This is a genomic window from Bacteroides sp. AM16-13 (genome assembly GCF_003602705.1).
Lineage (GTDB): Bacteria > Bacteroidota > Bacteroidia > Bacteroidales > Bacteroidaceae > Bacteroides > Bacteroides xylanisolvens.
The window spans coordinates 106989-129822 of record NZ_QTLK01000015.1 but is presented as its reverse complement, the minus strand read 5'-3'; the positions used below and the strand labels follow the sequence as shown (position 1 = coordinate 129822).

Genomic DNA, 22834 nt, shown 5'->3' with positions numbered 1-22834 from the left:
AGATAAAAGGATGTAAGATCGTCAGCGAACGATCTGAGTATGAGTATAAAAATTATAATTCATGGGATTATTACAAGAGAAGTTAGCTAAGTACGACCTGCCACAAAAGTTTATGGCACAGGGCGTTTACCCATATTTCCGTGAGATAGAAGGAAAGCAGGGTACAGAGGTAGAAATGGGCGGACACGAAGTGTTGATGTTCGGTTCCAATGCATACACTGGCCTTACGGGAGATGAAAGAGTGATTGAAGCAGGTATCAACGCCATGCATAAATATGGTTCCGGTTGCGCAGGCTCGCGCTTCTTGAATGGTACGCTTGACCTGCACGTTCAGTTGGAAAAAGAACTGGCTGCCTTTGTAGGCAAAGACGAAGCACTCTGCTTCTCAACCGGTTTTACGGTGAATTCCGGAGTTATTCCTGCTTTGACAGACCGCAATGATTATATCATTTGCGATGACCGCGACCACGCATCTATCGTAGATGGCCGTCGTCTCTCCTTCTCTCAACAATTAAAATACAAGCATAACGATATGGCGGATCTGGAAAAGCAACTTCAAAAGTGCAATCCGGATTCAGTGAAACTAATCATAGTGGACGGTGTGTTCTCTATGGAAGGTGACTTGGCAAACTTGCCCGAAATCGTACGCTTGAAACATAAATACAACGCTACTATCATGGTAGACGAAGCTCACGGCTTGGGCGTATTCGGAAAACAAGGACGTGGCGTCTGCGACCATTTCGGTCTGACTCACGAGGTTGATTTGATTATGGGTACTTTCAGCAAGTCACTGGCTTCTATCGGCGGATTTATCGCTGCTGATTCTTCTATCATCAACTGGTTACGTCACAACGCACGTACTTATATTTTCAGTGCATCCAACACTCCGGCTGCTACTGCATCTGCTCTCGAAGCTCTCCACATCATCCAAAATGAACCGGAAAGACTTGAAGCATTGTGGGAAGCTACCAACTATGCATTGAAACGTTTCCGTGAAGCTGGCTTTGAAATCGGTGCAACAGAATCACCTATCATCCCTCTTTACGTACGTGACACGGAAAAAACGTTTATGGTTACCAAATTAGCTTTTGATGAAGGTGTATTCATCAATCCGGTTATTCCGCCGGCATGTGCACCGCAAGATACTTTGGTGCGCGTAGCATTAATGGCTACTCATACAAAAGATCAAATAGACCGTGCTGTAGAAAAGCTAGTTAAGGCATTTAAAGCATTGGATCTTTTATAATCTACGAGAAATAAATCACTCATATCAAGTGAATAAAATAAAAGTCTGACACAAATCAATGTGCCGGACTTTTGAATAAGATTTTCGTTCCTTTCTTCATAACCAAAACATCCGGTTCGGGTATCGGATTGAGCCTGTGCAAACAGATCATGGCTTTGCATGACGGAAGTATCAACGTAAAATCTGAATTAGGGAAAGGAAGCTGTTTTATTCTTACTTTCCCTAAATGAGAGCCACCAAAAGTCTTCCAGATCCTTTAATACGATGGATTAATCTGGGCAGTAGAGGATAAATCATCCTCTGCTGCCCAGACTATTTGTATCCGGATTTAGCTCCTTAACAGCTTCTTTGACTGCTTTATGAGTCGGCTTGCGATATACTTCCGCCTGTTGAACGGGGACAATCTCATTCACCATTTTTTCATATCCTTTTTGCTCTAACAAGTGGACTTCTTTTTCACCTGTTTCTTTTTGTTTTCTTGTTTTCATAAGGCTTTTCATTTTAAAATTCTTATTTATAGAACAGAAAACATCGATAGATAGTTCATACTCACAAATTATTCGTGTACAAAGAAACCACACCCCAATATACCACACTATGGACTTGTTCATTCCGATACAAGATTTAAATTGAATAGCTACATAGTGAAAAAATATCCATCATGCTATCATTCATTTTAATAGTATTCTCATTATCAAAAGAATAAGTATGACAGATAGCTTTTTAAAAAGGTATCTATCATACTTTTATTGCAAAAAACGGCTATCTATCATGCCTATACTTTGTCTATTTTTAGTGTAGCATTAGGTGAGATTACCCATTTAAAGGCATAGGGATGCACGTTTTATAGGATGATAACCTGTATTTGACAGCTTAATAATCTATTAGGAACGGTGGTATTTATATAGCCCACGTATGCAGGCTGTACAGCCCACACCTGCAAACCATACAGCCTACAGATGCGGGCTGCACGGTTTACAGGTGTGGGCTATAAACTTATCGCCATTAAAGTTGAATTATTAAGCCGTGATCATCGGATTTATACGGATTCATTGCAACAAAAACAAGCTATCTTATGCATATAGGGCCTTTATTCGACTATTCTATTGATGATAGATAACCTGTTTTTGCTGGTAAAAGTATGATAGATACATTTTTTTAAAGCTATCTATCATACTTATTCTTTTGATAATGAGAATACTATTAAAATGAATGATACTTATGATAGATGTTTTTCACTATGTAGCATTTAATTCAAATCTGCGCTCTAATGAAACAAACTTTTGAGACGGTTGCCCTGATTTATGTATACCTTTTCTATAAATATATAAATTAAATCATATATTTGTGCTTTCATTCAACTCATCCTCTTATTAAATTATGAAAGAAAACAAATACGACAATAGCGATTTCTTCAGTCAATATTCTCAAATGTCCCGCTCGGTGGAAGGCTTGAAAGGAGCCGGAGAATGGCATGTATTGCAGAAAATGCTCCCCGATTTTGCAGGGAAAAGAGTTTTAGACTTAGGCTGCGGATTCGGTTGGCATTGCGTCTATGCGATAGAACACGGAGCGACACACGTTACCGGAATTGATATTTCGAAGAAGATGCTCGAAGAAGCCCGGAAAAGGAATCCTTCTCCATTCATTGAATACCAATGCATGGCTATCGAGGACTTTGATTTCCAGCCGGATACTTATGACATTGTCATCAGTTCGTTAACCTTCCATTATCTCGAATCTTTTACGGATATATGCCGGAAAATCAATAACTGCCTGACTCCGGGAGGCACCTTCGTCTTCTCCGTAGAACATCCGGTATTTACAGCCTATGGCAATCAGGAATGGCATTACGACCAGGACGGGAAGCCTATCCATTGGCCGGTAGATCGCTATTTTACGGAAGGCAGGCGCACAGCAATCTTTCTGGGCGAAGAAGTTGTCAAATACCACAAAACGCTGACTACGTATATAAACGGACTCCTTCAAACCGGATTTGAGATATGCGAACTTATAGAGCCACAACCGGACGAAAGATTGCTGGATACCATCCCGGGCATGAAAGATGAATTACGGCGTCCGATGATGCTTTTGATCTCTGCCAAGAAAAAAAGTAAAGACGCAAAGCTATGAGATTCAAGGCATTGAAAAATAATAGATAAAAAACATTCGTTTAGCTATTGTTAATTAAAAAATACTCCCTATCTTTGCACCGCTTTTGAAAAGAACAACCCTTCAAAAAAGTAGCGGGGTGTAGCGCAGTCCGGTTAGCGCACCTGCTTTGGGAGCAGGGGGTCGTGGGTTCGAATCCCGCTACCCCGACTACAAAAAAGAGGGAGTTCGGTTAAAAGTTTTTCGGGGTGTAGCGCAGTCCGGTTAGCGCACCTGCTTTGGGAGCAGGGGGTCGTGGGTTCGAATCCCGCTACCCCGACGAAAAAGAAAACGCTGATAATTAAGTTGCAAACTTGGCTATCAGCGTTTTCTTTTTTACTCAAAAACTCCAAAAGCCATCGAAGAAACAACTAAACAAGCTAAAACAAAACAACTTATAAATTATTATTATGAAAAACATTTTATTTACACTTTTTGCTATTCTGATCTTAACTAGCTGTAGTAAAGATGATGATAACTGGATCGAGCTTAACGAAAACAATATCGTGGGTAATTGGTCGACAGGCATTAAAGGCTCGCATAAGTTTTTAAATTTCGGAGACGATGACAAAGGCTCTTTTGGAATTTATAGCAATGCAGATCCCATTTCTTTCCAAACGTTCAAATACAAAGTCGAAGATAGTAAGATTTACATCTATGATGTATTCCCAAAAGGTAAGTCACCATATTATTTGGACTGTAAAATATCAAATAATAAACTCAAAATTGAAAATGGTGAGGAATCTGGTACTTACGAAAAATTAGAATACTAACAACTTCCAAACTTAAAAATGCTTAGAATTGATCGTATAACAAAAAAATAATATTTATGAAAACAGCTTTTTTATTGGGCAGCATAGGATCAGGACTAATTCTATTATGCCACCTTTATTCGTTTGTCCAAATGATCATCATGAATCGCCCCGATTATTTGTATCCGACATATTACATCCAATCCATTATCATCTTCATAGCATGGACTTTGATTTTCATTTGCTTTATGATCGCTTACCAAAAACAAAATAATAAATCATGGAAGGATTAATACAATTTACAGGTATAGTGATGATTGCATTTGGAATACTGCAAATCATCCTTTTCTTTAAAATTTGGGGAATGACTAATAACGTCAAACGCATTTGGAAGAAAATAGATAATAAAGACTTTCTTTCCGATGCTTGTGTTTCTTATATAAAAGGCAACTTGGAAGAAACTGAAAGGTTGGCAAATGAAGCTTTTCTGCAGGAAGTAGCTTTGCTTTCTAAATCATCTGAATCTTATGAAGATTGGATCGATAATTATATAAAAATAAAAGAAAAATATACCCGTATCTTCAAGAAAATAGATAAGCCAGCTCCTGACTTTAATAAATACAAAGAACCGAAGATGTATCTACTTTAAGCAATAGAGAAAAAAATAAGGCTGACATAACAAGTATAAGCCTTATTTTTTTACATATATCCATATCACATATTCAAATAATACTCCCTCGTCAACGCTATATACTCCTCACTATACTGATGACGCGCCAATTCCGTCAACAGTTCTTCTATCACACACTCCCGATTGGAAAAAGAAAAAGCAATCAGCGTACGTTTTGGAATACCGCCGGGCTTAGTAATTACATTGAGCTGACGAATCGCATACAACTTATTCATAGAAGCTATCGCCTTTACCCGATCAACCACATCCGTCGGAATCACGACCGTAAAAAGTCCGTCTGCTGCCAATAACCTATTTACCCCTTCCAGCAATTCTTCGTAGGTTAGAGAATCATTGTGACGGGCAGCAGCCCTCTGCCGATCCGGACACTCCAACGAATCGACAAAATAAGGGGGATTTGAAACAATCACATCAAATTTATCCGAAGACCGGTATTTCTTAAAGTCAGCCTGCACCACTTCTATCCGCTCCTGCCAAGGAGAACGAGCCACATTTTCCCTGGCCTGTCCGGCCGCCGCCTCGTCTATCTCCAATGCCACAATCTTTGCGTCTGGCAAACTGCGTTGAGCCAACATTAAAGCCACCAAGCCCGTCCCCGTACCAATATCCAATATCCGGCGCGCGCGCTCAACCGAAGCCCAAGCTCCCAAAAGCACCCCATCCGTACCAACTTTCATAGCACATTGGTCGTGCCACACTGTAAATTGCTTAAATTGAAAATAAGGATTCGACATTTTATCCGTTTGTCTTAAAGCTGTTTTATTCTACTATTTTATTGCAAATCGCCAAAAATAAATAATAATTATGGAATACTCCCTCTACAAGCCGATATTTTGGCATTGTTTTTGTGTTTTTATTCTGCGCAGTGCTTTATTATTAGAGAGAATCAATTAACTTTGCAAACGATTTATGCATATCAGTATGACATAAACTAAATTAAAACGAAAAGATGAAAGAAAGATATTTATTGGAAGATGGAAGCGATAACGGCTTCTCGCTAATCACTGACTATGATGGGAACGATGAACAGGCATTTGATGTAAATGTGAAATCTGGTGAAATTCTTCCGGTACTCCCTCTACGTAACATGGTGTTGTTTCCTGGAGTATTCCTGCCGATCACAGTGGGCCGTAAGTCTTCTCTGAAACTCATACGAGACGCTGACAAGAAGCATAAAGATATTGCCGTAGTATGTCAGAGATCGGCACATACAGAGGACCCGAAGTTGGAAGATTTACACAATATCGGTACCGTAGGACGAATTGTGCGGATATTGGAAATGCCCGATCAGACAACGACTGTCATCCTTCAAGGAATGAAACGTCTGAACCTGATAAACATTATCGAAACCCATCCGTATCTGAAAGGTGAAATAGAACTTTTGGAAGAAGACATTCCAAGCAAAGACGATAAAGAGTTTCAAGCCTTGGTGGAAACCTGCAAGGACTTGACAATGAGATATATCAAATCGTCAGATGTGATGCATCAGGATTCGGCATTTGCTATTAAGAATATCAACAGTCCGATGTTCCTAGTCAATTTCATCTGCTCGAACCTGCCGTTCAAGAAAGACGAGAAGATGGACTTGTTAAGCATCCACTCATTACGTGAACGCACATATCACTTACTGGAAATCCTGAACCGCGAAGTGCAACTGGCAGAAATCAAGGCATCCATCCAAATGCGTGCCCGCGAAGATATTGACCAGCAGCAACGCGAATACTTCCTGCAACAGCAAATCAAGACTATCCAAGATGAACTAGGTGGCGGCGGCCAGGAGCAGGAAATAGAAGAAATGCGCCAAAAAGCAGAAAGAATGCGTTGGAACGCAGAAGTCAGGGAAACATTTATGAAAGAACTGGCTAAACTGGAACGCACCCATCCACAATCTCCGGATTACAGCGTACAGCTTAACTATCTGCAAACCATGCTCAATCTTCCGTGGGGTACGTATACAACTGACAATCTGAACCTTAAAAACGCAGAAAAGACGTTGAACAAAGACCATTACGGACTGGAAAAAGTGAAAGAACGCATTTTGGAGCATTTGGCTGTATTAAAGCTGAAAGGTGATATGAAATCACCGATTATCTGCTTATATGGCCCTCCGGGAGTAGGTAAAACATCTCTTGGAAAATCCATTGCATCTGCGCTCAAACGGAAGTATGTACGTATGTCTTTGGGCGGCGTACATGACGAAGCTGAAATCCGCGGACATCGGAAAACTTATATCGGCGCCATGCCCGGACGAATCATCAAGAGCTTGATTAAAGCCGGTGCATCCAATCCTGTCTTTATCCTGGATGAAATAGACAAGGTCAGCGCCGACCGTCAAGGCGACCCCTCTTCCGCATTACTGGAAGTGCTTGATCCGGAACAAAATACTGCTTTCCACGATAACTTCCTGGATGTAGACTACGACCTCTCAAAGGTATTGTTTATAGCAACAGCCAACAACCTGAACACAATCCCCGGCCCATTGCTCGACCGTATGGAATTGATTGAGGTAAGCGGATATATCACGGAAGAGAAAGTAGAGATAGCCCGTAAGCATCTGCTTCCCAAAGAGCTGGAAGCCAACGGACTTAAAAAGACAGCTATCAAGCTTCCCAAAGAAACGTTGGAAGCTATCATCGAGTCATATACCCGTGAGAGCGGCGTTCGTGAGCTGGAAAAGAAGATTGGTAAAATCCTTCGTAAATCAGCCCGTCAATATGCTACGGACGGTTATTTCGCCAAGACAGAAATCAAACCGTCGGATTTGTATGACTTCCTGGGAGCACCGGAATATACACGTGACAAGTATCAGGGAAATGATTACGCAGGCGTAGTCACCGGATTGGCATGGACAGCCGTCGGAGGCGAAATCTTATTTGTAGAAACGAGCTTGAGCCGTGGCAAGGGCGGACGTCTCACACTGACCGGTAACCTGGGAGATGTGATGAAAGAATCTGCCATGCTGGCACTTGAATATATCAAGGCACACGCTTCTATCCTGAATCTGGGCGAAGAAATCTTCGACAACTGGAATATCCATATCCACGTTCCCGAAGGCGCAATTCCGAAAGACGGTCCGTCGGCAGGTATCACGATGGCTACTTCTCTGGCTTCTGCCCTGACTCAAAGAAAAGTGAAAGCCAACATTGCCATGACAGGCGAAATTACCCTTCGCGGCAAAGTGCTTCCCGTGGGTGGCATCAAAGAGAAGATATTGGCAGCCAAGCGTGCCGGAATCAAGGAAATCATCATGAGTGCCGAAAACAAAAAGAACATAGATGAGATTCAGGAGATTTATCTGAAAGGACTGACTTTCCACTATGTAAACGATATAAAAGAGGTATTTGCCATTGCGCTGACCAATGAGAAAGTGGCGGATGCTATTGATTTATCTGTTAAGAAACCCAGCCAGGAATGACATTTGAGTTACAATATACAGACACTAAAAGTAATGCCCGTGCGGGTCTGATTACCACAGACCACGGGCAGATACAAACACCGATCTTTATGCCGGTGGGCACACTGGGCACGGTTAAGGGAGTACATCTGACCGAATTGAAAGAGGATATTCAGGCGCAGATTATTCTAGGTAATACCTATCACCTCTATTTGCGTCCGGGATTGGACGTGATCGAGAAAGCAGGCGGGCTGCACCGTTTTAACGGTTTCGACCGCCCGATGCTGACTGACAGCGGTGGTTTCCAGGTATTCTCTTTGGCCGGAATCAGAAAGCTGCGTGAAGAAGGAGCTGAATTTCGTTCGCATATCGACGGAAGCAAGCACGTCTTCACTCCGGAAAAGGTGATGGACATAGAACGCACCATCGGCGCAGACATTATGATGGCTTTTGACGAATGTCCTCCCGGTGACTCGGATTATGAGTATGCCAAAAAGTCATTAGGTTTGACGCACAGATGGCTCGACCGTTGTATACAACGTTTTAATGAGACGGAACCTAAATATGGTTACAACCAGGCTCTCTTTCCTATCGTGCAAGGTTGTGTCTATCCCGACCTGCGCAAACAATCAGCAGAGTTTATCGCGTCCAAAGGGGCCGACGGGAACGCTATTGGCGGTTTGGCAGTAGGCGAACCAGTAGACAAGATGTATGAAATGATCGAGATTGTTAATGAAATACTTCCCAAAGACAAACCCCGTTACCTGATGGGTGTCGGAACTCCTGTCAACATTCTTGAAGGAATAGAGCGTGGCGTGGATATGTTCGACTGCGTTATGCCTACACGAAACGGACGAAATGGCATGTTGTTCACCAAGGATGGCATCATCAATATGCGAAACAAGAAATGGGAAACCGACTTCTCTCCCATCGAAGCCGACGGGGCTTCCAGCGTAGATACGTTGTACAGCAAGGCTTATTTGCGCCATCTTTTCCATGCGCAAGAGCTACTGGCCATGCAAATTGCCTCGATACACAACCTGGCATTCTATCTGTGGCTGGCAGGAGAAGCAAGAAAGCATATTATTGCCGGAGATTTCTCGACCTGGAAGCCAATGATGGTCAAAAGAGTATCAACTAGATTATAAGAAATGAAAAGCAATCGATTTATAAAACGGCTGGACTGGTATATCATCAAGAAGTTCTTGGGGACATACGTATTTGCTATTGCATTGATCATTTCTATTGCAGTGGTATTCGATTTCAACGAAAAGATGGACAAATTGATGGAGCATGAAGCTCCCTGGGATAAGATCATCTTTGAATACTATATGAACTTTATCCCCTATTTCTCCAATCTGTTCAGTCCGCTGTTCGTTTTCATTGCTGTTATTTTCTTTACCTCCAAGCTGGCAGAGAACTCTGAAATCATCGCTATGTTCTCCACCGGCATGAGTTTTAAGAGGATGATGCGTCCTTATATGATTTCGGCCGCTATCATTGCGCTAACCACCTTCACGCTAAGTTCGTACGTGATTCCTAAAGGAAGCGTGACGCGTCTGAACTTTGAAGACCGGTATATCAAACCCAAGAAACAAAACTCGGTAAGCAATGTACAGTTAGAGGTAGACAGCGGGGTTATAGCCTACATTGACAACTATAACAACGCCATGAAAACCGGTAACCGTTTTTCATTGGATAAATTCGTCGACAAGAAGCTGGTTTCGCATTTAACTGCACGCCGTATCACTTATGACACTGCAACTGTTCATAAATGGACAATTCACGACTATATGGTACGCGAATTAGATGGTTTAAAAGAAAAAATCACTAAGGGAGACCGGATTGACTCTATTATCAATATGGAACCTTCTGACTTTCTCATCATGAAAAATCAGCAGGAGATGTTAACCAGCCCCGAACTAAGTGACTATATAGAAAAACAAAAGCGAAGAGGATTTGCCAACATCAAGGAGTTTGAGATTGAATATCACAAACGCATTGCCATGTCGTTCGCTTCTTTCATCCTTACCATCATCGGTGTATCGCTTTCATCCCGGAAAACAAAAGGTGGTATGGGGCTCCACTTGGGTATCGGATTAGGGTTAAGTTTTTCTTATATCCTGTTCCAGACGATCACCTCCACTTTTGCTGTAAATGGAAATGTGCCTCCTGCCATTGCAGTCTGGATTCCCAATATCCTTTATGCAGGTATCGCATTCTTCCTGTATCAGAAAGCACCCAAATAACCAGAAAGCAACAAATAAAAGGATTGCAAGCCTTCTGCAGTCTTCAGGAACTCGATCCGCAGACTGTCCCAAGGTTTCGGATATACCGCAGAAAGAAAGATATAAAAATAAGAAGTTCCGCCTATTCCTGCTAATGCAAGTGTAGGCGGAACTTTTTTGTTGTATCCATTTCCTCTTTTGTCTATTCTCCATTGTTTTCACCTGACGGTGATCCGGAAAATCCCTCTTTCTCCTTACATTCCTAAAATCGTTAACCGATTTCTTTTACATAAGCAGAAAGATCTGCAGCAGAGATGTTTTTGGCTATAATTACACCATTTCCATCCAATAAATAGTTAGTGAATCCCCGATTTAAACGGTATTTCTTAAATAATCCGGAATCCTCGCCTTCTGTTTCCACGAAACAAGTGGGCGTAACTATTTGATCCTTACGAACGGTTTCCTTAAATATTGACTGATATTCGTCAAATGAAACAGAAACCATTTCCACATTATGAGAAGAACGAAGCGCATTGCTTAAACTTACGTTTTGCATCCGGGACTGCGCGTCATAACTTGCCCAAAAACTTAGCAACACATATTTGCCTTTCAAATTTCCCAACTTAAAGGCGGGTTGCTCATTTGACGTAGATTCGATCTTAAAATCAGGGGCTACGTCGCCCTCACTCAAACCTCCGGTAGGTTTGTCTTTCTCAACGAAAGCGGTCAAGGAACAAATCAGTAATACAACAAAAATCCATTTTACATGCTTCATGTAATTCGGTTTTAGTTAATACTATCCGGGACTGTCCTTAAACAGTGGTTTCTTCCCGAAACGTTGTCTTTTCAGGCATCAGGCGAAGAGGAATCCGCTGATTATCAGAGCCTTTATTTTTGAAACCGGGTGCAAAGGTAAGTAAATATTAAATTAACTTCCAAGTAAATAAGCAAAAATCTCACTTTTTGGGTATAACTTTTTATGTTATTTAGCATAAAAACGAACTTTTTTCTCTACTTTTGCAGAGTTAAAGTCTATTTTTTATGCAACCATCAAATACTGAATTGATTCTGATTCGAGTTACCGGCGAAGATCGTCCGGGACTGACTGCTTCTGTGACTGAAATCCTTGCCAAATATGATGCTACGATCCTTGATATCGGCCAGGCAGATATTCATAATACATTATCGTTGGGAATTCTGTTCAAGAGCGAAGAAAGACACTCCGGATTCATTATGAAGGAACTCCTGTTCAAAGCTTCTTCATTGGGAGTGACCATCCGATTTGAACCTATCACCACCGAACAATATGACAACTGGGTAGGCATGCAAGGAAAAAACCGCTATATCCTGACAGTATTGGGACGCAAACTTTCCGCCCGCCAGATTTCTGCCGCTACAAGCATATTAGCCGAACAGGGCATGAATATAGACGCTATCAAGCGTCTGACAGGTCGCATCCCGTTGGACGAATGTCAGACTGATACACGCACCCGGGCTTGCATCGAATTTTCAGTAAGAGGTACTCCGAAAGACCGCATTGCCATGCAGGAGAAGCTGATGAAACTGGCCAGCGAACTGGAAATGGACTTTTCTTTCCAACAGGATAATATGTACCGCCGTATGCGCCGCCTGATTTGTTTTGATATGGACTCTACCTTAATCGAGACAGAAGTGATTGACGAACTGGCTATCCGTGCCGGTGTAGGCGACGAAGTGAAAGCCATCACGGAAAGCGCCATGCGTGGAGAAATAGACTTTACAGAGAGCTTTACCCGTCGCGTAGCCTTATTGAAGGGGTTGGACGAATCGGTAATGCAGGAAATAGCCGAGAACTTGCCTATCACAGAGGGTGTAGAGCGACTGATGTATGTATTGAAGAAGTACGGTTACAAGATCGCTATCCTTTCGGGAGGATTCACTTATTTCGGCCAGTACCTGCAAAAGAAATACGGTATAGATTATGTCTATGCCAACGAATTGGAAATCATCGACGGCAAACTGACCGGACGTTATCTGGGGGATGTAGTAGACGGAAAACGAAAAGCCGAACTGCTCCGCCTCATTGCACAAGTGGAAAAGGTGGATATTGCACAGACCATCGCCGTAGGAGACGGAGCCAACGATCTTCCTATGCTAGGAGTTGCCGGACTGGGAATCGCCTTCCACGCCAAGCCCAAAGTGGTGGCAAATGCCAAGCAATCAATCAACACCATTGGACTGGATGGAGTACTCTATTTCCTCGGATTCAAAGATTCTTACTTGAATATGTAATTAGACCAAAAAATAGATTATCTTTGCTGACAAATAAAATAAAAGAATGAAGTTTTCCGAACTACAATTAAATGCAAATGTGCTTGAGGCGCTTGATGCCATGCGATTTGACGAATGTACGCCTATACAAGAACAAGCAATTCCAATCATACTTGAGGGTAAAGATTTGATCGCAGTAGCACAGACAGGGACAGGTAAAACAGCCGCGTTTCTGCTTCCTGTATTGAACAAATTATCTGAAGGTAAACATCCGGAGGATGCGATTAATTGTGTCATCATGTCTCCTACCCGGGAATTGGCCCAACAGATCGACCAGCAAATGGAAGGATTTTCCTATTTCATGCCGGTATCGAGCGTTGCCGTATATGGCGGAAATGACGGAATATTGTTCGAACAACAGAAAAAGGGACTCACATTGGGAGCTGATGTTGTCATTGCTACTCCCGGACGCCTGATCGCCCATTTAAGCCTTGGATATGTAGATCTTTCCAAGGTTTCTTATTTTATTTTGGATGAAGCAGACCGAATGCTCGACATGGGATTCTACGAAGATATCATGCAAATAGCCAAATATCTGCCGAAGGAACGACAGACTATCATGTTTTCAGCAACAATGCCGGCAAAGATACAGCAATTGGCAAATACGATCTTAAACGATCCGTCAGAAATAAAGCTCGCTGTTTCCAAACCTGCGGAAAAGATTATTCAGGCGGCATACGTCTGCTATGAAAATCAAAAGTTAGGCATCATACGCAGTCTTTTTATGGATGAGGTTCCGGAACGTGTGATTGTCTTTGCTTCTTCCAAAATTAAGGTTAAAGAAGTTGCCAAGGCGTTGAAATCAATGAAGCTGAACGTAGGTGAAATGCATTCGGACTTGGAACAGGCTCAACGGGAAACGGTTATGCACGAGTTTAAAGCCGGACGAATCAATATATTGGTAGCTACGGACATCGTTGCACGTGGTATTGATATTGATGATATCCGCCTGGTTATCAACTTCGACGTGCCTCACGATAGCGAGGACTATGTGCACCGCATCGGCCGTACGGCACGTGCCAACAATGACGGGGTGGCACTTACGTTTATTAACGAAAAGGAACAGAGTAACTTCAAAAGCATTGAGAATTTTCTGGAGAAAGAGATTTATAAGATTCCTATCCCTGAAGGATTGGGAGAGGCTCCGGAATACAAACCGCGTTCGTTCAACAAAAACAGGAACGGGAATTTCTCTAAAAGAAAAGATTTCCGGGGAAAAAGAAACAACGGAGGGAAGAAAAGCAACTACCCTGCGCCCAGACAGAAATAAAATCTGTATTTCCTTGTTTGGATAGAATCTGTATTTCTTATTGGGGAAAACCTGATTTCTATTTGAATAGAATGTAGAGTCCTTATTTGGATGAAGTAATCTCCAAATCGCCTTTAAAGCTCACTTCCATATTTACAACGCTATATATGGAAGTTTCCGGAATGGCTAAAACAGCTTGATAATGAAAACCATTCCGGTTTACTTTCACAAACTTTGTATCTGACAGGATTGATTGCGCCAGGAAATCCGCAGGAACCACTTTGTCGAACATCTGTTTGGTTATATCGCTGGCAAACAGGCTCTTTTTACCTTCGTACACACAGATGTGCATCACATTATCATAGTACACATTATCCATACTAATCCCGTCTTCGGAATAAGTCGTCTTGATGACTCTCATTTTAGATGGGTTAATATATACGTATGCACGATAGCGAGTGCCGTTGTAGGTCACTACACTATCGCGTTTGGTTACTTCCGTATAAGTCGGAACCACAAGTTCCTGACGGACAAAATAGATAGAATCATTGAGGTCTTCAGATTTATGCAGTTTTATTACATTATCCGTAATGGAATGAAACCAAAATATATGTTCTCCCTGCTTATCAATCTTGTAATAAGTGGTATCATTTCCATAAGTGTAAAGAATGTCCCGCATTATTTTAAATGCAATGGGAGTACTTTGTGCGTCTGCATAGTAGATGGTATCTCCTTCCACACGCATCAACGGGCTCTCCGTTTCATCGTCCAGCCAAATTCCCTGCAGTAACTCTTTTGCGCTAAGATCCTCTTTCTCCTGTTGAAGAGAATGGGGACTCTTATTGCCGCTACATGCCGCGAAAAGGATTGCCATTAACGATACAGCCACATTTTTCATCATCTATCTTAGTTTTGTATAAAGATACTCCTATTTTTTTATTTACCAATACAATGGTAAACAAATCCGAGCTCTTCCATCTCTTTTTTATCATATATATTACGTCCGTCCAACACAATCTGCTGGGCCATCGTCTTCTTGATAACGGCCCATGAAGGCAGACGGAATTCTTTCCATTCGGTAACCAGCATCAATACATCAGCATCCAGCACTGCATCGTACATATCACAAGCATAATAGATTTTTTCTCCAATTCTACGCTTGCACTCTTGCACGGCAGCCGGATCGTATGCACGCACCCGACAACCAGCTTCCAGCAATTTATCGATCAGGACTAATGCCGGAGCCTCACGCATGTCATCCGTTTCCGGTTTAAATGCCAGCCCCCACAAAGCAACAGTCTTACCTTGCAAATCACCATTAAACTGTTTCTTTAGCTTCTCAAACAGGACGCTTTTCTGTTGTTCGTTCACTTCTTCCACAGCACTAAGCACCCGCATACTATAACCATTCTGTTCCGCAGTCTTAATCAATGCTTTCACGTCTTTAGGAAAACAGGAACCACCATATCCGATGCCCGGATACAGGAACTTACGTCCAATACGGGTGTCCGAACCTATTCCGCTACGTACCATATTCACATCCGCGCCAACGATTTCGCATAAGTTTGCGATATCATTCATAAAACTGATACGGGTTGCCAACATCGAGTTTGCCGCATATTTAGTCATTTCTGCAGATGGAATATCCATGAAAATCACACGGAAATTATTCAATAAGAATGGCTTGTATAGTTTGGACATCAATTTCTCCGCACGTGCCGACTCCACTCCCACTACCACACGGTCCGGACTCATAAAGTCACTGATCGCATTTCCTTCTTTCAGGAATTCCGGATTAGAAGCCACGTCAAAATCAACTTTCACGCCTCTCTTATCCAATTCTTCCTGAATAACCGCACGAACCTTACTGGCAGTACCCACCGGAACGGTACTTTTGGTAACTACCAGTTTATATTGTTTCATATTGCGACCAATGGTACGGGCCACCTCCAACACGTATTTCAAATCAGCGCTGCCGTCTTCATCCGGAGGGGTGCCAACCGCACTGAATATAACTTCCACGTCGTCCAGACAGCTTTCTAATGAGGTTGTAAACTTCAATCGCTTTGCTTTCATATTACGGAGCACCATCTCTTCCAATCCATTCTCATAAATCGGAATATTCCCCTTTTGCAAAGATTCGATTTTCTCTTTATTTGTGTCTACGCACGTTACATTCACGCCAATTTCGGCAAAGCATGTACCTGATACCAGACCCACATACCCTGTTCCCACGATTGCAATTTTCATACTTAATCTATTGTTTGTTTAGAAATTCATTCAAAATAAGCGGCATCTTTAAAGGCAGTTCCCTCTCTGTCTTTCGCCGATAATACCATTTGCGAATCTGCCAACGGCCAGTCTATCCCCAACGTTTCATCATTATACAAAATAGAAGCTTCCGCCTGCGGAGCATACTTGTTATCTACCTTATACGTAAAAACGGCTTCTTCGCTCAAGACTGCAAAGCCATGAGCAAAACCACGGGGAATGAAAAATTGTCTCTTGTTTTCCTCACTAAGCAACACGCAGACGTGCTTTCCAAACGTAGGCGATGATTTACGCAAATCAACGGCAACGTCCAGCACTTTTCCTTTAAGAACACGAACCAGTTTCGCCTGACTGTATTCTCCTTTCTGATAGTGCAATCCGCGTAACACGCCAAAAGATGATTTCGACTCGTTGTCCTGTATAAAATCTACGGGACCAATATTGGCATCAAACTCTTCTTTCTTATAGGCTTCCATAAAATAGCCCCGTTCATCGGAGAAAACTTTAGGCTCTATCAGCCATACTCCGTCTATTTCCGTCTGTATATAGTTCATTATTGATAGTGATAAATAAAACGATGCAAAAGTAGTGAATTTTTCGAAGTTTTCTGGGATATATTCAATTTATCTCGTAATTTTGCAGACATGATTGAATTGGCACAACATATAGAGACTTTACTACTGGAAAACGATTGCGTCATTGTTCCGGGGTTTGGCGGTTTTGTAGCGCATTACTCGCCTGCAACCCGCATTAAGGAAGAAAATATATTTTTACCTCCTACCCGCACAATCGGCTTTAATCCTCAATTAAAACTGAATGACGGCGTATTGGTGCAATCTTATATGTCAGCGTATGACACGAGTTTTGCTGACGCCAGCCGCATAGTAGAAAAGGAAGTAAACGAATTCATCGGTCTCCTTCATGAAGAAGGAAAAGCCCATTTGGATAATATAGGCGAGATTCACTATAACATTTATGGTAACTATGAGTTTGTTCCTTATGACTATAAGATAACGACTCCTTCATTATACGGTCTCGACTCCTTCGAAATGCATGAACTTTCCGTTCTGCAACAGAAAGAAAAAGTATGGATACCGGCTCATCCGGAGAAGGAAAAGAAGACTTTTGAAATTAGTATCAATCGTGCGTATCTTCGCAATGCTGCAGCAATGATTGCTGCCATCGTATTGTTCTTTGCCTTTTCAACTCCGGTAGAGAATACAGACGTTCAAAAAAACAATTATGCACAATTATTACCCAGTGAGCTTTTTGAGCAAATAGAAAAGCAATCGGTTGTAGTAACTCCTGTGTATGTTAAGAGTGATGCAATGCAACAAGCTAAAAAGCTTTCCGCTACTGCTTCAACTTCTTCTTCAACGAAGACTTCATCCACTAAAAAGAATACAGCGGATAAGACTTCCAAGCCAATCGCAGTTAGAGAAGTGAAAGTGGCCAAACAGGAAACGGCAGCTACTGCCCCTGCGGTTAAATCTCCAGAAAGTGCCAATCATCCTTTCCATATCATAGTGGCAGGAGGAATCAGCCTGAAAGATGCAGAAGCCATAGCAACTCAATTAAAATCAAAAGGGTTTGCTAATGCAAAAGCGCTGAACATGGATGGAAAAGTACGTGTCAGCATCAGTTCATTCGACAACCGTAATGAAGCGACCAAGCAATTACTTGAGCTAAGAAAAAACGAAACTTATAAGAATGCCTGGTTACTGGCTAAATAAAAATCCCTTTTTAAAAGCATGAAACGAGTTCTTTGTCCTAAATGTGAGAATTACCTTTTTTTTGATGAAACCAAGTATAGCGAAGGCCAATCACTGGTATTTGAATGTGAGCATTGCGGCAAGCAATTCAGCATCCGGCTTGGAAAGAGCAAAGTAAAGGCTCTTAGAAAGGAAGAAAATCTGGAAGAAGAAGCTGAATCCCATAAAGAAGAATTCGGATATATCACTGTTATCGAAAATGTATTCGGTTATAAACAGATATTGCCCTTACAAGAAGGTGACAATGTCATAGGCCGCCGTTGTGTGGGAACTTCTATCAATACGCCCATTGAAAGTGGCGATATGAGCATGGATCGACGCCATTGTATCATCAATATCAAACGCAATAAGCAAGGAAAACTTGTTTATACATTACGGGATGCTCCCAGCCTGACAGGTACTTTCCTCATGAATGAAATCCTAGGGGATAAAGATCGTGTACGCATTGAGGATGGCGCTATTGTGACTATCGGAGCTACTACATTTATCTTGCATGCGGCTGAACAAGAATAATCACCTGACAATATAAAAAAACGCCACTGTTCTCTGAACAAGTGGCGTTTTTTTATATCCGGTCTTCTAATTACAGAATACCTTTAACGGTTTCAAGCATTCCTTTTTCCTGGATAGAATCCAAGTTTGCTTTTACAGCTTCTGCCAATCCCGGGATCTTATTCAAATCTTCTCCCCAGATAAAGTCAGCAGCCAGAACACCTTCAGCTACTTTCTTTGTACAACCGGTTGCCCAAAGTTCTTTCAGCAGGTTCATGATTTCAGGAGCATCATTTGGTACAATTTCAGCGCCGTCAGCACGTACACCACCTTTATAATAAGTAATGATAGCGGCCAAACCAAGTACCAGGCCTTTAGGAAGTTCGCCCTTACGTTCGAGATAAGTCTTCAATCCCGGTAAATCACGAGTTTCATATTTTGGGAAAGAATTCAGCATAATGCTTGTCACTGCGTGATCTACGAATGGATTGTTGAAACGTTCCAATACGTCGTTGGCGAATTTCTCCAACTCATCTTTCGGTAAATTCAATGTTTCCATCAATTCATCGAACATTACCTTGTGGATATATTTACCAATAACCTCATGTTCACAAGCTTCACGCACAATATTCACACCAGAAAGATAAGCAACCGGAGAAAGAACTGTGTGCGGGCCATTCAACAGAGTTACCTTACGTTCGTGGTAAGGAGCTTCCGAAGGAACAAACAACACATTCAATCCTGCCTTATCAGCCGGGAACTCTTTAGCAATTTCCTGCGGAGCTTCAATCACCCACAGATGGAAGATTTCAGCCTGAACAACCAAGTTATCATCGTATTGCAGTTTTTCTTTGATAGCAGCAATATCTTTGCGCGGGAATCCCGGAACGATACGGTCTACCAATGTTGCATATACGCCACAAGCTTCTTCAAACCATGTTTTAAACTCATTACCCAGGTTCCACAATTCAATATATTGATAAATAGTTTCTTTCAACTTATGTCCATTCAGGAAAATAAGTTCGCAAGGGAAAATAATCAAACCTTTTGTCTTATCACCATTGAATGTTTTGAAACGATGATACAGCAATTGAGTCAGTTTACCTGGATAAGATGAAGCAGGAGCATCTTCAAGTTTGCAAGACGGATCAAAAGCAATACCAGCCTCTGTAGTGTTTGAAATAACAAAACGCATTTCAGGTTGCTCTGCCAACTTCATGAACTCGTCATTTTGAGAATATGGATTCAATGCACGACTGATTACATCGATCATTGTCAAGCTGTTAACAACTTCGCCTTTATCCAATCCTTGAAGATTAACATGATAAAGATCGTCTTGTGCATTCAGCATATCGACCATACCTTTATCAATGGGCTGAACCACTACTACACTGCTATTGAAGTCGGTTTTCTGGTTCATGTTGTAAATAATCCAATCAACAAATGCACGCAAGAAGTTACCTTCGCCAAATTGGATAATACGCTCCGGACGTTGTGTTTTAGGAGCAGTTTCTTTGTTTAATGCTTTCATGTTAGTTGTAATTTATAAAGTTGATATTATACAAATTCAAAATAAAAATCAATATTCTCCTTAATCAGGATGTCGATAGGCATATACTTTACAGGTTCAACAGACTTCTTAAACACAACATGGTCGCACAGAGCCTTCACCCCGCAATACCCTTGCAATCCCGGACGTTGCCCGATTAAATAATGCACATCACCTGATTTTAGCAACTCTACATTTGCTTTCAGAAGGTCATATCCTATCAGCCCTTTCATGCTACGTCCCGCATGACGGAGATACTCTCCCAACTGATACACCCTGGAATTAAATACAACTCCCAGCGCAGCCTTCGGATGTGCCCGGAAAAACTCATCTAATGTCTGTTGATTGCTTTCCTGATCAGATTTATTGAGTATAACCTCATGGATTACCAGGTTGTTATATTCTTCGGCTATGTAACTCATAAAACCGTCCAAACGACGTTGCATCTGTATTTCAGCCGGATTATCTTTATTATTACTTAAGAACAAGACTAACTCCTGACCTTCTCCCGCCGAATAGTTGCGCATCAATATTTTTGCTGCAATATATCCGCTCTTATAAGAATCCTGCCCAATATACGTCAAGGCTCTCGCTTCTTCCATATTGAAATCAACAAAAGCATAAGCTATCTTATTCTCCTGTAGATAAGCTGTCAGCGCCAGCGTCTCTTCCCGGAAATTCGGAGAAATCAACACTGCGTCTACATTCTTTTCTTTTATAGCAAGGCAGGCTTCCTGATAACTTTTCTCATCTCCATGATAGTAACACAGATAATCTATACCCACATTAAAAGGACGCAACTCTTGCCGGGCACGCTCAATCCCCCCGACTACCGAATGCCAATAGTCATGTTCTATATAATAAGGTATCAGGCAGAGGAAAGAATATTTCTTTTTAGCAGCCAAACCGATAGCAAACACATTGGGTTGATAATGAATCTCATCCAGTACCTTTTGTACTTTAGCTTTGCTTTTGGGAGACACGTCGCCACGATTGTGCAACACCCTATCCACCGTTCCGGCGGAAACACCGGCCATACGGGCTATGTCTTTAATGGTATAGTTCTGGTCCTCCATAGTGCTAAAACTTAAATATTATAAATAATCGCTGCAAATATACGAATTATTTTGTTACTCCAAGTAAATTTTCTATTTTTGTGTTCGATAACGGTTAATAAAACTAAAACGAGATTTACGCCTATTAGCTTTAAAATCAATACGATATAGGTATAAATACAGAAAGTAATAATTTTATATACTTAAAACACAGTAATAATGAAGAACTTCATGGACGAAAACTTCTTGCTGCAAACAGAAACCGCGCAAAAGTTGTATCACGAGCATGCGGCTAAAATGCCGATCATCGACTATCATTGTCATCTCATCCCCCAAATGGTAGCTGACGACTACAAGTTTAAATCACTGACTGAAATCTGGTTGGGCGGTGACCACTACAAATGGCGTGCAATGCGTACAAACGGCGTAGATGAACGTTTCTGCACAGGAAAAGATACCACAGACTGGGAAAAATTCGAAAAATGGGCGGAAACAGTTCCTTATACTTTCCGTAATCCACTGTACCACTGGACTCACCTCGAATTGAAAACTGCATTTGGTATCAATAAAATATTGAATCCGCAAACAGCACGCGAAATTTACGATGAATGTAACGAAAAGCTGTCTCAACCTGAATATTCAGCTCGTGGAATGATGCGTCGCTATCACGTAGAGGTAGTTTGTACTACGGATGATCCTATCGATTCACTGGAATATCACATCAAAACACGTGAAAGCGGATTTGAAATCAAGATGTTGCCAACTTGGCGTCCTGATAAGGCTATGGCTGTAGAAGTCCCTGCTGATTTCCGTAGTTATGTAGAAAAGCTGGCAGAAGTTAGCGATGTTACTATCTCCAATTTCGATGATATGATCGCTGCTTTGCGCAAACGTCACGACTTCTTCGCAGAACAAGGTTGCCGTCTGTCTGACCATGGTATTGAAGAATTCTATGCAGAAGATTATACCGATGCTGAAATCAAGGCTATATTTAATAAGGTATATGGCGGCACAGAATTGACCAAAGAAGAAATTCTGAAATTCAAATCAGCCATGCTTGTTATCTTCGGTGAAATGGACTGGGAAAAAGGATGGACTCAACAGTTCCACTACGGCGCTATCCGCAATAACAACACCAAGATGTTCAAATTACTGGGCGCTGACACCGGTTTCGACTCTATCGGTGAATTCACCACAGCCAAAGCAATGGCTAAATTCCTTGACCGCCTGAATACCAATGGCAAATTGACTAAAACAATCCTTTATAACCTGAACCCATGCGCAAATGAAGTGATTGCAACTATGTTGGGCAACTTCCAAGATGGTTCTATCCCGGGAAAAATTCAGTTTGGTTCGGGATGGTGGTTCCTCGACCAAAAGGATGGTATGGAAAAACAAATGAACGCCTTGTCTGTGCTTGGTCTCCTAAGCCGCTTTGTAGGTATGTTGACAGACTCTCGTTCTTTCCTATCCTACCCGCGTCATGAATATTTCCGCCGTACATTATGTAACTTGGTAGGACGCGACGTAGAGAACGGAGAAATCCCTGCATCTGAAATGGAACGCGTAAACCAAATGATTGAAGATATCAGCTACAACAATGCTAAGAACTTCTTCAAGTTCTAACAGATTAGTAGTTGCACTATAAAAAATACCGCTACTAAAGTCGAATAT

20 protein-coding genes, 2 tRNA genes and 1 pseudogene are annotated in these 22834 nt (G+C 41.7%); 15 read left to right on the top strand and 8 right to left on the bottom strand.

The genetic code is table 11. From position 1 onward, the window contains the following. The first annotated feature begins 61 nt into the window (after window positions 1-61). Entirely contained in the window at window positions 62-1246 is a 1185-nt protein-coding gene (gene spt, locus DW173_RS13990) for a serine palmitoyltransferase (protein WP_004312889.1), read from the top strand. 68 nt (window positions 1247-1314) lie between these two features. After that, window positions 1315-1476 (top strand): annotated as a pseudogene (locus tag DW173_RS13985) (ATP-binding protein); the annotation flags it as partial. Window positions 1477-1539: 63 nt separating this feature from the next. On the opposite strand, the gene DW173_RS13980 reads toward DW173_RS13985, so the two are convergent. Continuing rightward, window positions 1540-1734, bottom strand: coding sequence for a hypothetical protein (locus DW173_RS13980; protein WP_008022408.1), 195 nt, complete (start codon window positions 1732-1734; stop codon window positions 1540-1542). A gap of 892 nt (window positions 1735-2626) precedes the next feature. Here DW173_RS13980 and DW173_RS13975 point away from each other — a divergent pair. The 5 genes from DW173_RS13975 (at window position 2627) to DW173_RS13950 (ending at window position 4798) form a co-directional block, all read left to right on the top strand. After that, complete coding sequence (locus tag DW173_RS13975) at window positions 2627-3379, top strand: class I SAM-dependent methyltransferase (protein WP_120069716.1); 753 nt, start codon at window positions 2627-2629, stop codon at window positions 3377-3379. Window positions 3380-3493: 114 nt separating this feature from the next. Next, window positions 3494-3568 (top strand) — tRNA-Pro (locus DW173_RS13970). A gap of 34 nt (window positions 3569-3602) precedes the next feature. Continuing rightward, window positions 3603-3677, top strand: a tRNA-Pro gene (locus tag DW173_RS13965). A 130-nt stretch (window positions 3678-3807) separates the two neighbouring features. Then, a complete protein-coding gene (locus tag DW173_RS13960) occupies window positions 3808-4170 on the top strand; it encodes a membrane lipoprotein lipid attachment site-containing protein (protein ID WP_008022411.1) in 363 nt (120 codons plus the stop codon). 259 nt (window positions 4171-4429) lie between these two features. Next, complete coding sequence (locus DW173_RS13950; RefSeq protein WP_008640183.1) at window positions 4430-4798, top strand: hypothetical protein; 369 nt, start codon at window positions 4430-4432, stop codon at window positions 4796-4798. A gap of 65 nt (window positions 4799-4863) precedes the next feature. Here DW173_RS13950 and DW173_RS13945 read toward each other — a convergent pair whose 3' ends face one another. Beyond that, window positions 4864-5574, bottom strand: a complete 711-nt coding sequence (locus DW173_RS13945) for a tRNA1(Val) (adenine(37)-N6)-methyltransferase (RefSeq protein WP_008640182.1) — start codon at window positions 5572-5574, stop codon at window positions 4864-4866. Between the two features lie 215 nt (window positions 5575-5789). Between DW173_RS13945 and lon the strand changes: the two genes are divergently transcribed. The 3 genes from lon to DW173_RS13930 are packed head-to-tail and all read left to right on the top strand — an operon-like array spanning window position 5790 to window position 10483. Then, the gene (gene lon / locus DW173_RS13940; protein WP_120144585.1) at window positions 5790-8255 is read left to right on the top strand and encodes an endopeptidase La; all 2466 of its coding nucleotides are present in this window, start codon (window positions 5790-5792) and stop codon (window positions 8253-8255) included. Next, complete coding sequence (gene tgt, locus DW173_RS13935; protein ID WP_004315350.1) at window positions 8252-9382, top strand: tRNA guanosine(34) transglycosylase Tgt; 1131 nt, start codon at window positions 8252-8254, stop codon at window positions 9380-9382. The genes lon and tgt overlap by 4 nt, the downstream gene beginning before the upstream one ends. A 3-nt stretch (window positions 9383-9385) precedes the next feature. Next, on the top strand, window positions 9386-10483 hold the full coding sequence (locus tag DW173_RS13930) for an LptF/LptG family permease (RefSeq protein WP_004315349.1): 1098 nt from the start codon (window positions 9386-9388) through the stop codon (window positions 10481-10483). Window positions 10484-10733: 250 nt separating this feature from the next. Here DW173_RS13930 and DW173_RS13925 read toward each other — a convergent pair whose 3' ends face one another. Beyond that, window positions 10734-11237, bottom strand: coding sequence for a thioredoxin family protein (locus DW173_RS13925; protein ID WP_004315348.1), 504 nt, complete (start codon window positions 11235-11237; stop codon window positions 10734-10736). Window positions 11238-11503: 266 nt separating this feature from the next. Between DW173_RS13925 and serB the strand changes: the two genes are divergently transcribed. Together serB and DW173_RS13910 are read left to right on the top strand one after the other, a co-directional pair. Next, on the top strand, window positions 11504-12733 hold the full coding sequence (gene serB, locus DW173_RS13915; RefSeq protein WP_008017556.1) for a phosphoserine phosphatase SerB: 1230 nt from the start codon (window positions 11504-11506) through the stop codon (window positions 12731-12733). Window positions 12734-12779: 46 nt separating this feature from the next. Next, window positions 12780-14042 carry a DEAD/DEAH box helicase gene (locus DW173_RS13910; protein WP_008022427.1) on the top strand — a complete coding sequence of 421 codons (1263 nt, stop codon included), beginning with the start codon at window positions 12780-12782 and terminating at the stop codon, window positions 14040-14042. A gap of 82 nt (window positions 14043-14124) precedes the next feature. Here the strand turns inward: DW173_RS13910 and DW173_RS13905 are convergent, their stop codons facing one another. From DW173_RS13905 to rfbC, 3 genes are read right to left on the bottom strand one after another with little or no spacing between them, the layout of a single operon-like run. Then, window positions 14125-14922, bottom strand: a complete 798-nt coding sequence (locus DW173_RS13905) for a DUF4738 domain-containing protein (RefSeq protein WP_004315345.1) — start codon at window positions 14920-14922, stop codon at window positions 14125-14127. 35 nt (window positions 14923-14957) lie between these two features. Beyond that, window positions 14958-16271, bottom strand: a complete 1314-nt coding sequence (locus DW173_RS13900; RefSeq protein ID WP_004315344.1) for a UDP-glucose dehydrogenase family protein — start codon at window positions 16269-16271, stop codon at window positions 14958-14960. A 26-nt stretch (window positions 16272-16297) separates the two neighbouring features. Further along, window positions 16298-16846, bottom strand: a complete 549-nt coding sequence (rfbC, locus tag DW173_RS13895) for a dTDP-4-dehydrorhamnose 3,5-epimerase (RefSeq protein WP_004315343.1) — start codon at window positions 16844-16846, stop codon at window positions 16298-16300. 90 nt (window positions 16847-16936) lie between these two features. Here rfbC and DW173_RS13890 point away from each other — a divergent pair, with 90 nt between their 5' ends. Then, window positions 16937-18025, top strand: a complete 1089-nt coding sequence (locus DW173_RS13890) for an SPOR domain-containing protein (RefSeq protein ID WP_120144584.1) — start codon at window positions 16937-16939, stop codon at window positions 18023-18025. Between the two features lie 18 nt (window positions 18026-18043). Next, entirely contained in the window at window positions 18044-18577 is a 534-nt protein-coding gene (locus DW173_RS13885; RefSeq protein WP_008640176.1) for an FHA domain-containing protein, read from the top strand. A gap of 70 nt (window positions 18578-18647) precedes the next feature. Here DW173_RS13885 and DW173_RS13880 read toward each other — a convergent pair whose 3' ends face one another. Continuing rightward, on the bottom strand, window positions 18648-20087 hold the full coding sequence (locus tag DW173_RS13880; protein WP_074704622.1) for a tagaturonate reductase: 1440 nt from the start codon (window positions 20085-20087) through the stop codon (window positions 18648-18650). Between the two features lie 26 nt (window positions 20088-20113). Beyond that, window positions 20114-21181: a substrate-binding domain-containing protein gene (locus DW173_RS13875; RefSeq protein WP_120144583.1), complete on the bottom strand. Its 1068-nt coding sequence runs from the start codon at window positions 21179-21181 to the stop codon at window positions 20114-20116. 198 nt (window positions 21182-21379) lie between these two features. Here DW173_RS13875 and uxaC point away from each other — a divergent pair, with 198 nt between their 5' ends. Then, window positions 21380-22786 carry a glucuronate isomerase gene (gene uxaC, locus DW173_RS13870; RefSeq protein ID WP_004316194.1) on the top strand — a complete coding sequence of 469 codons (1407 nt, stop codon included), beginning with the start codon at window positions 21380-21382 and terminating at the stop codon, window positions 22784-22786. Window positions 22787-22834: the final 48 nt, after the last annotated feature.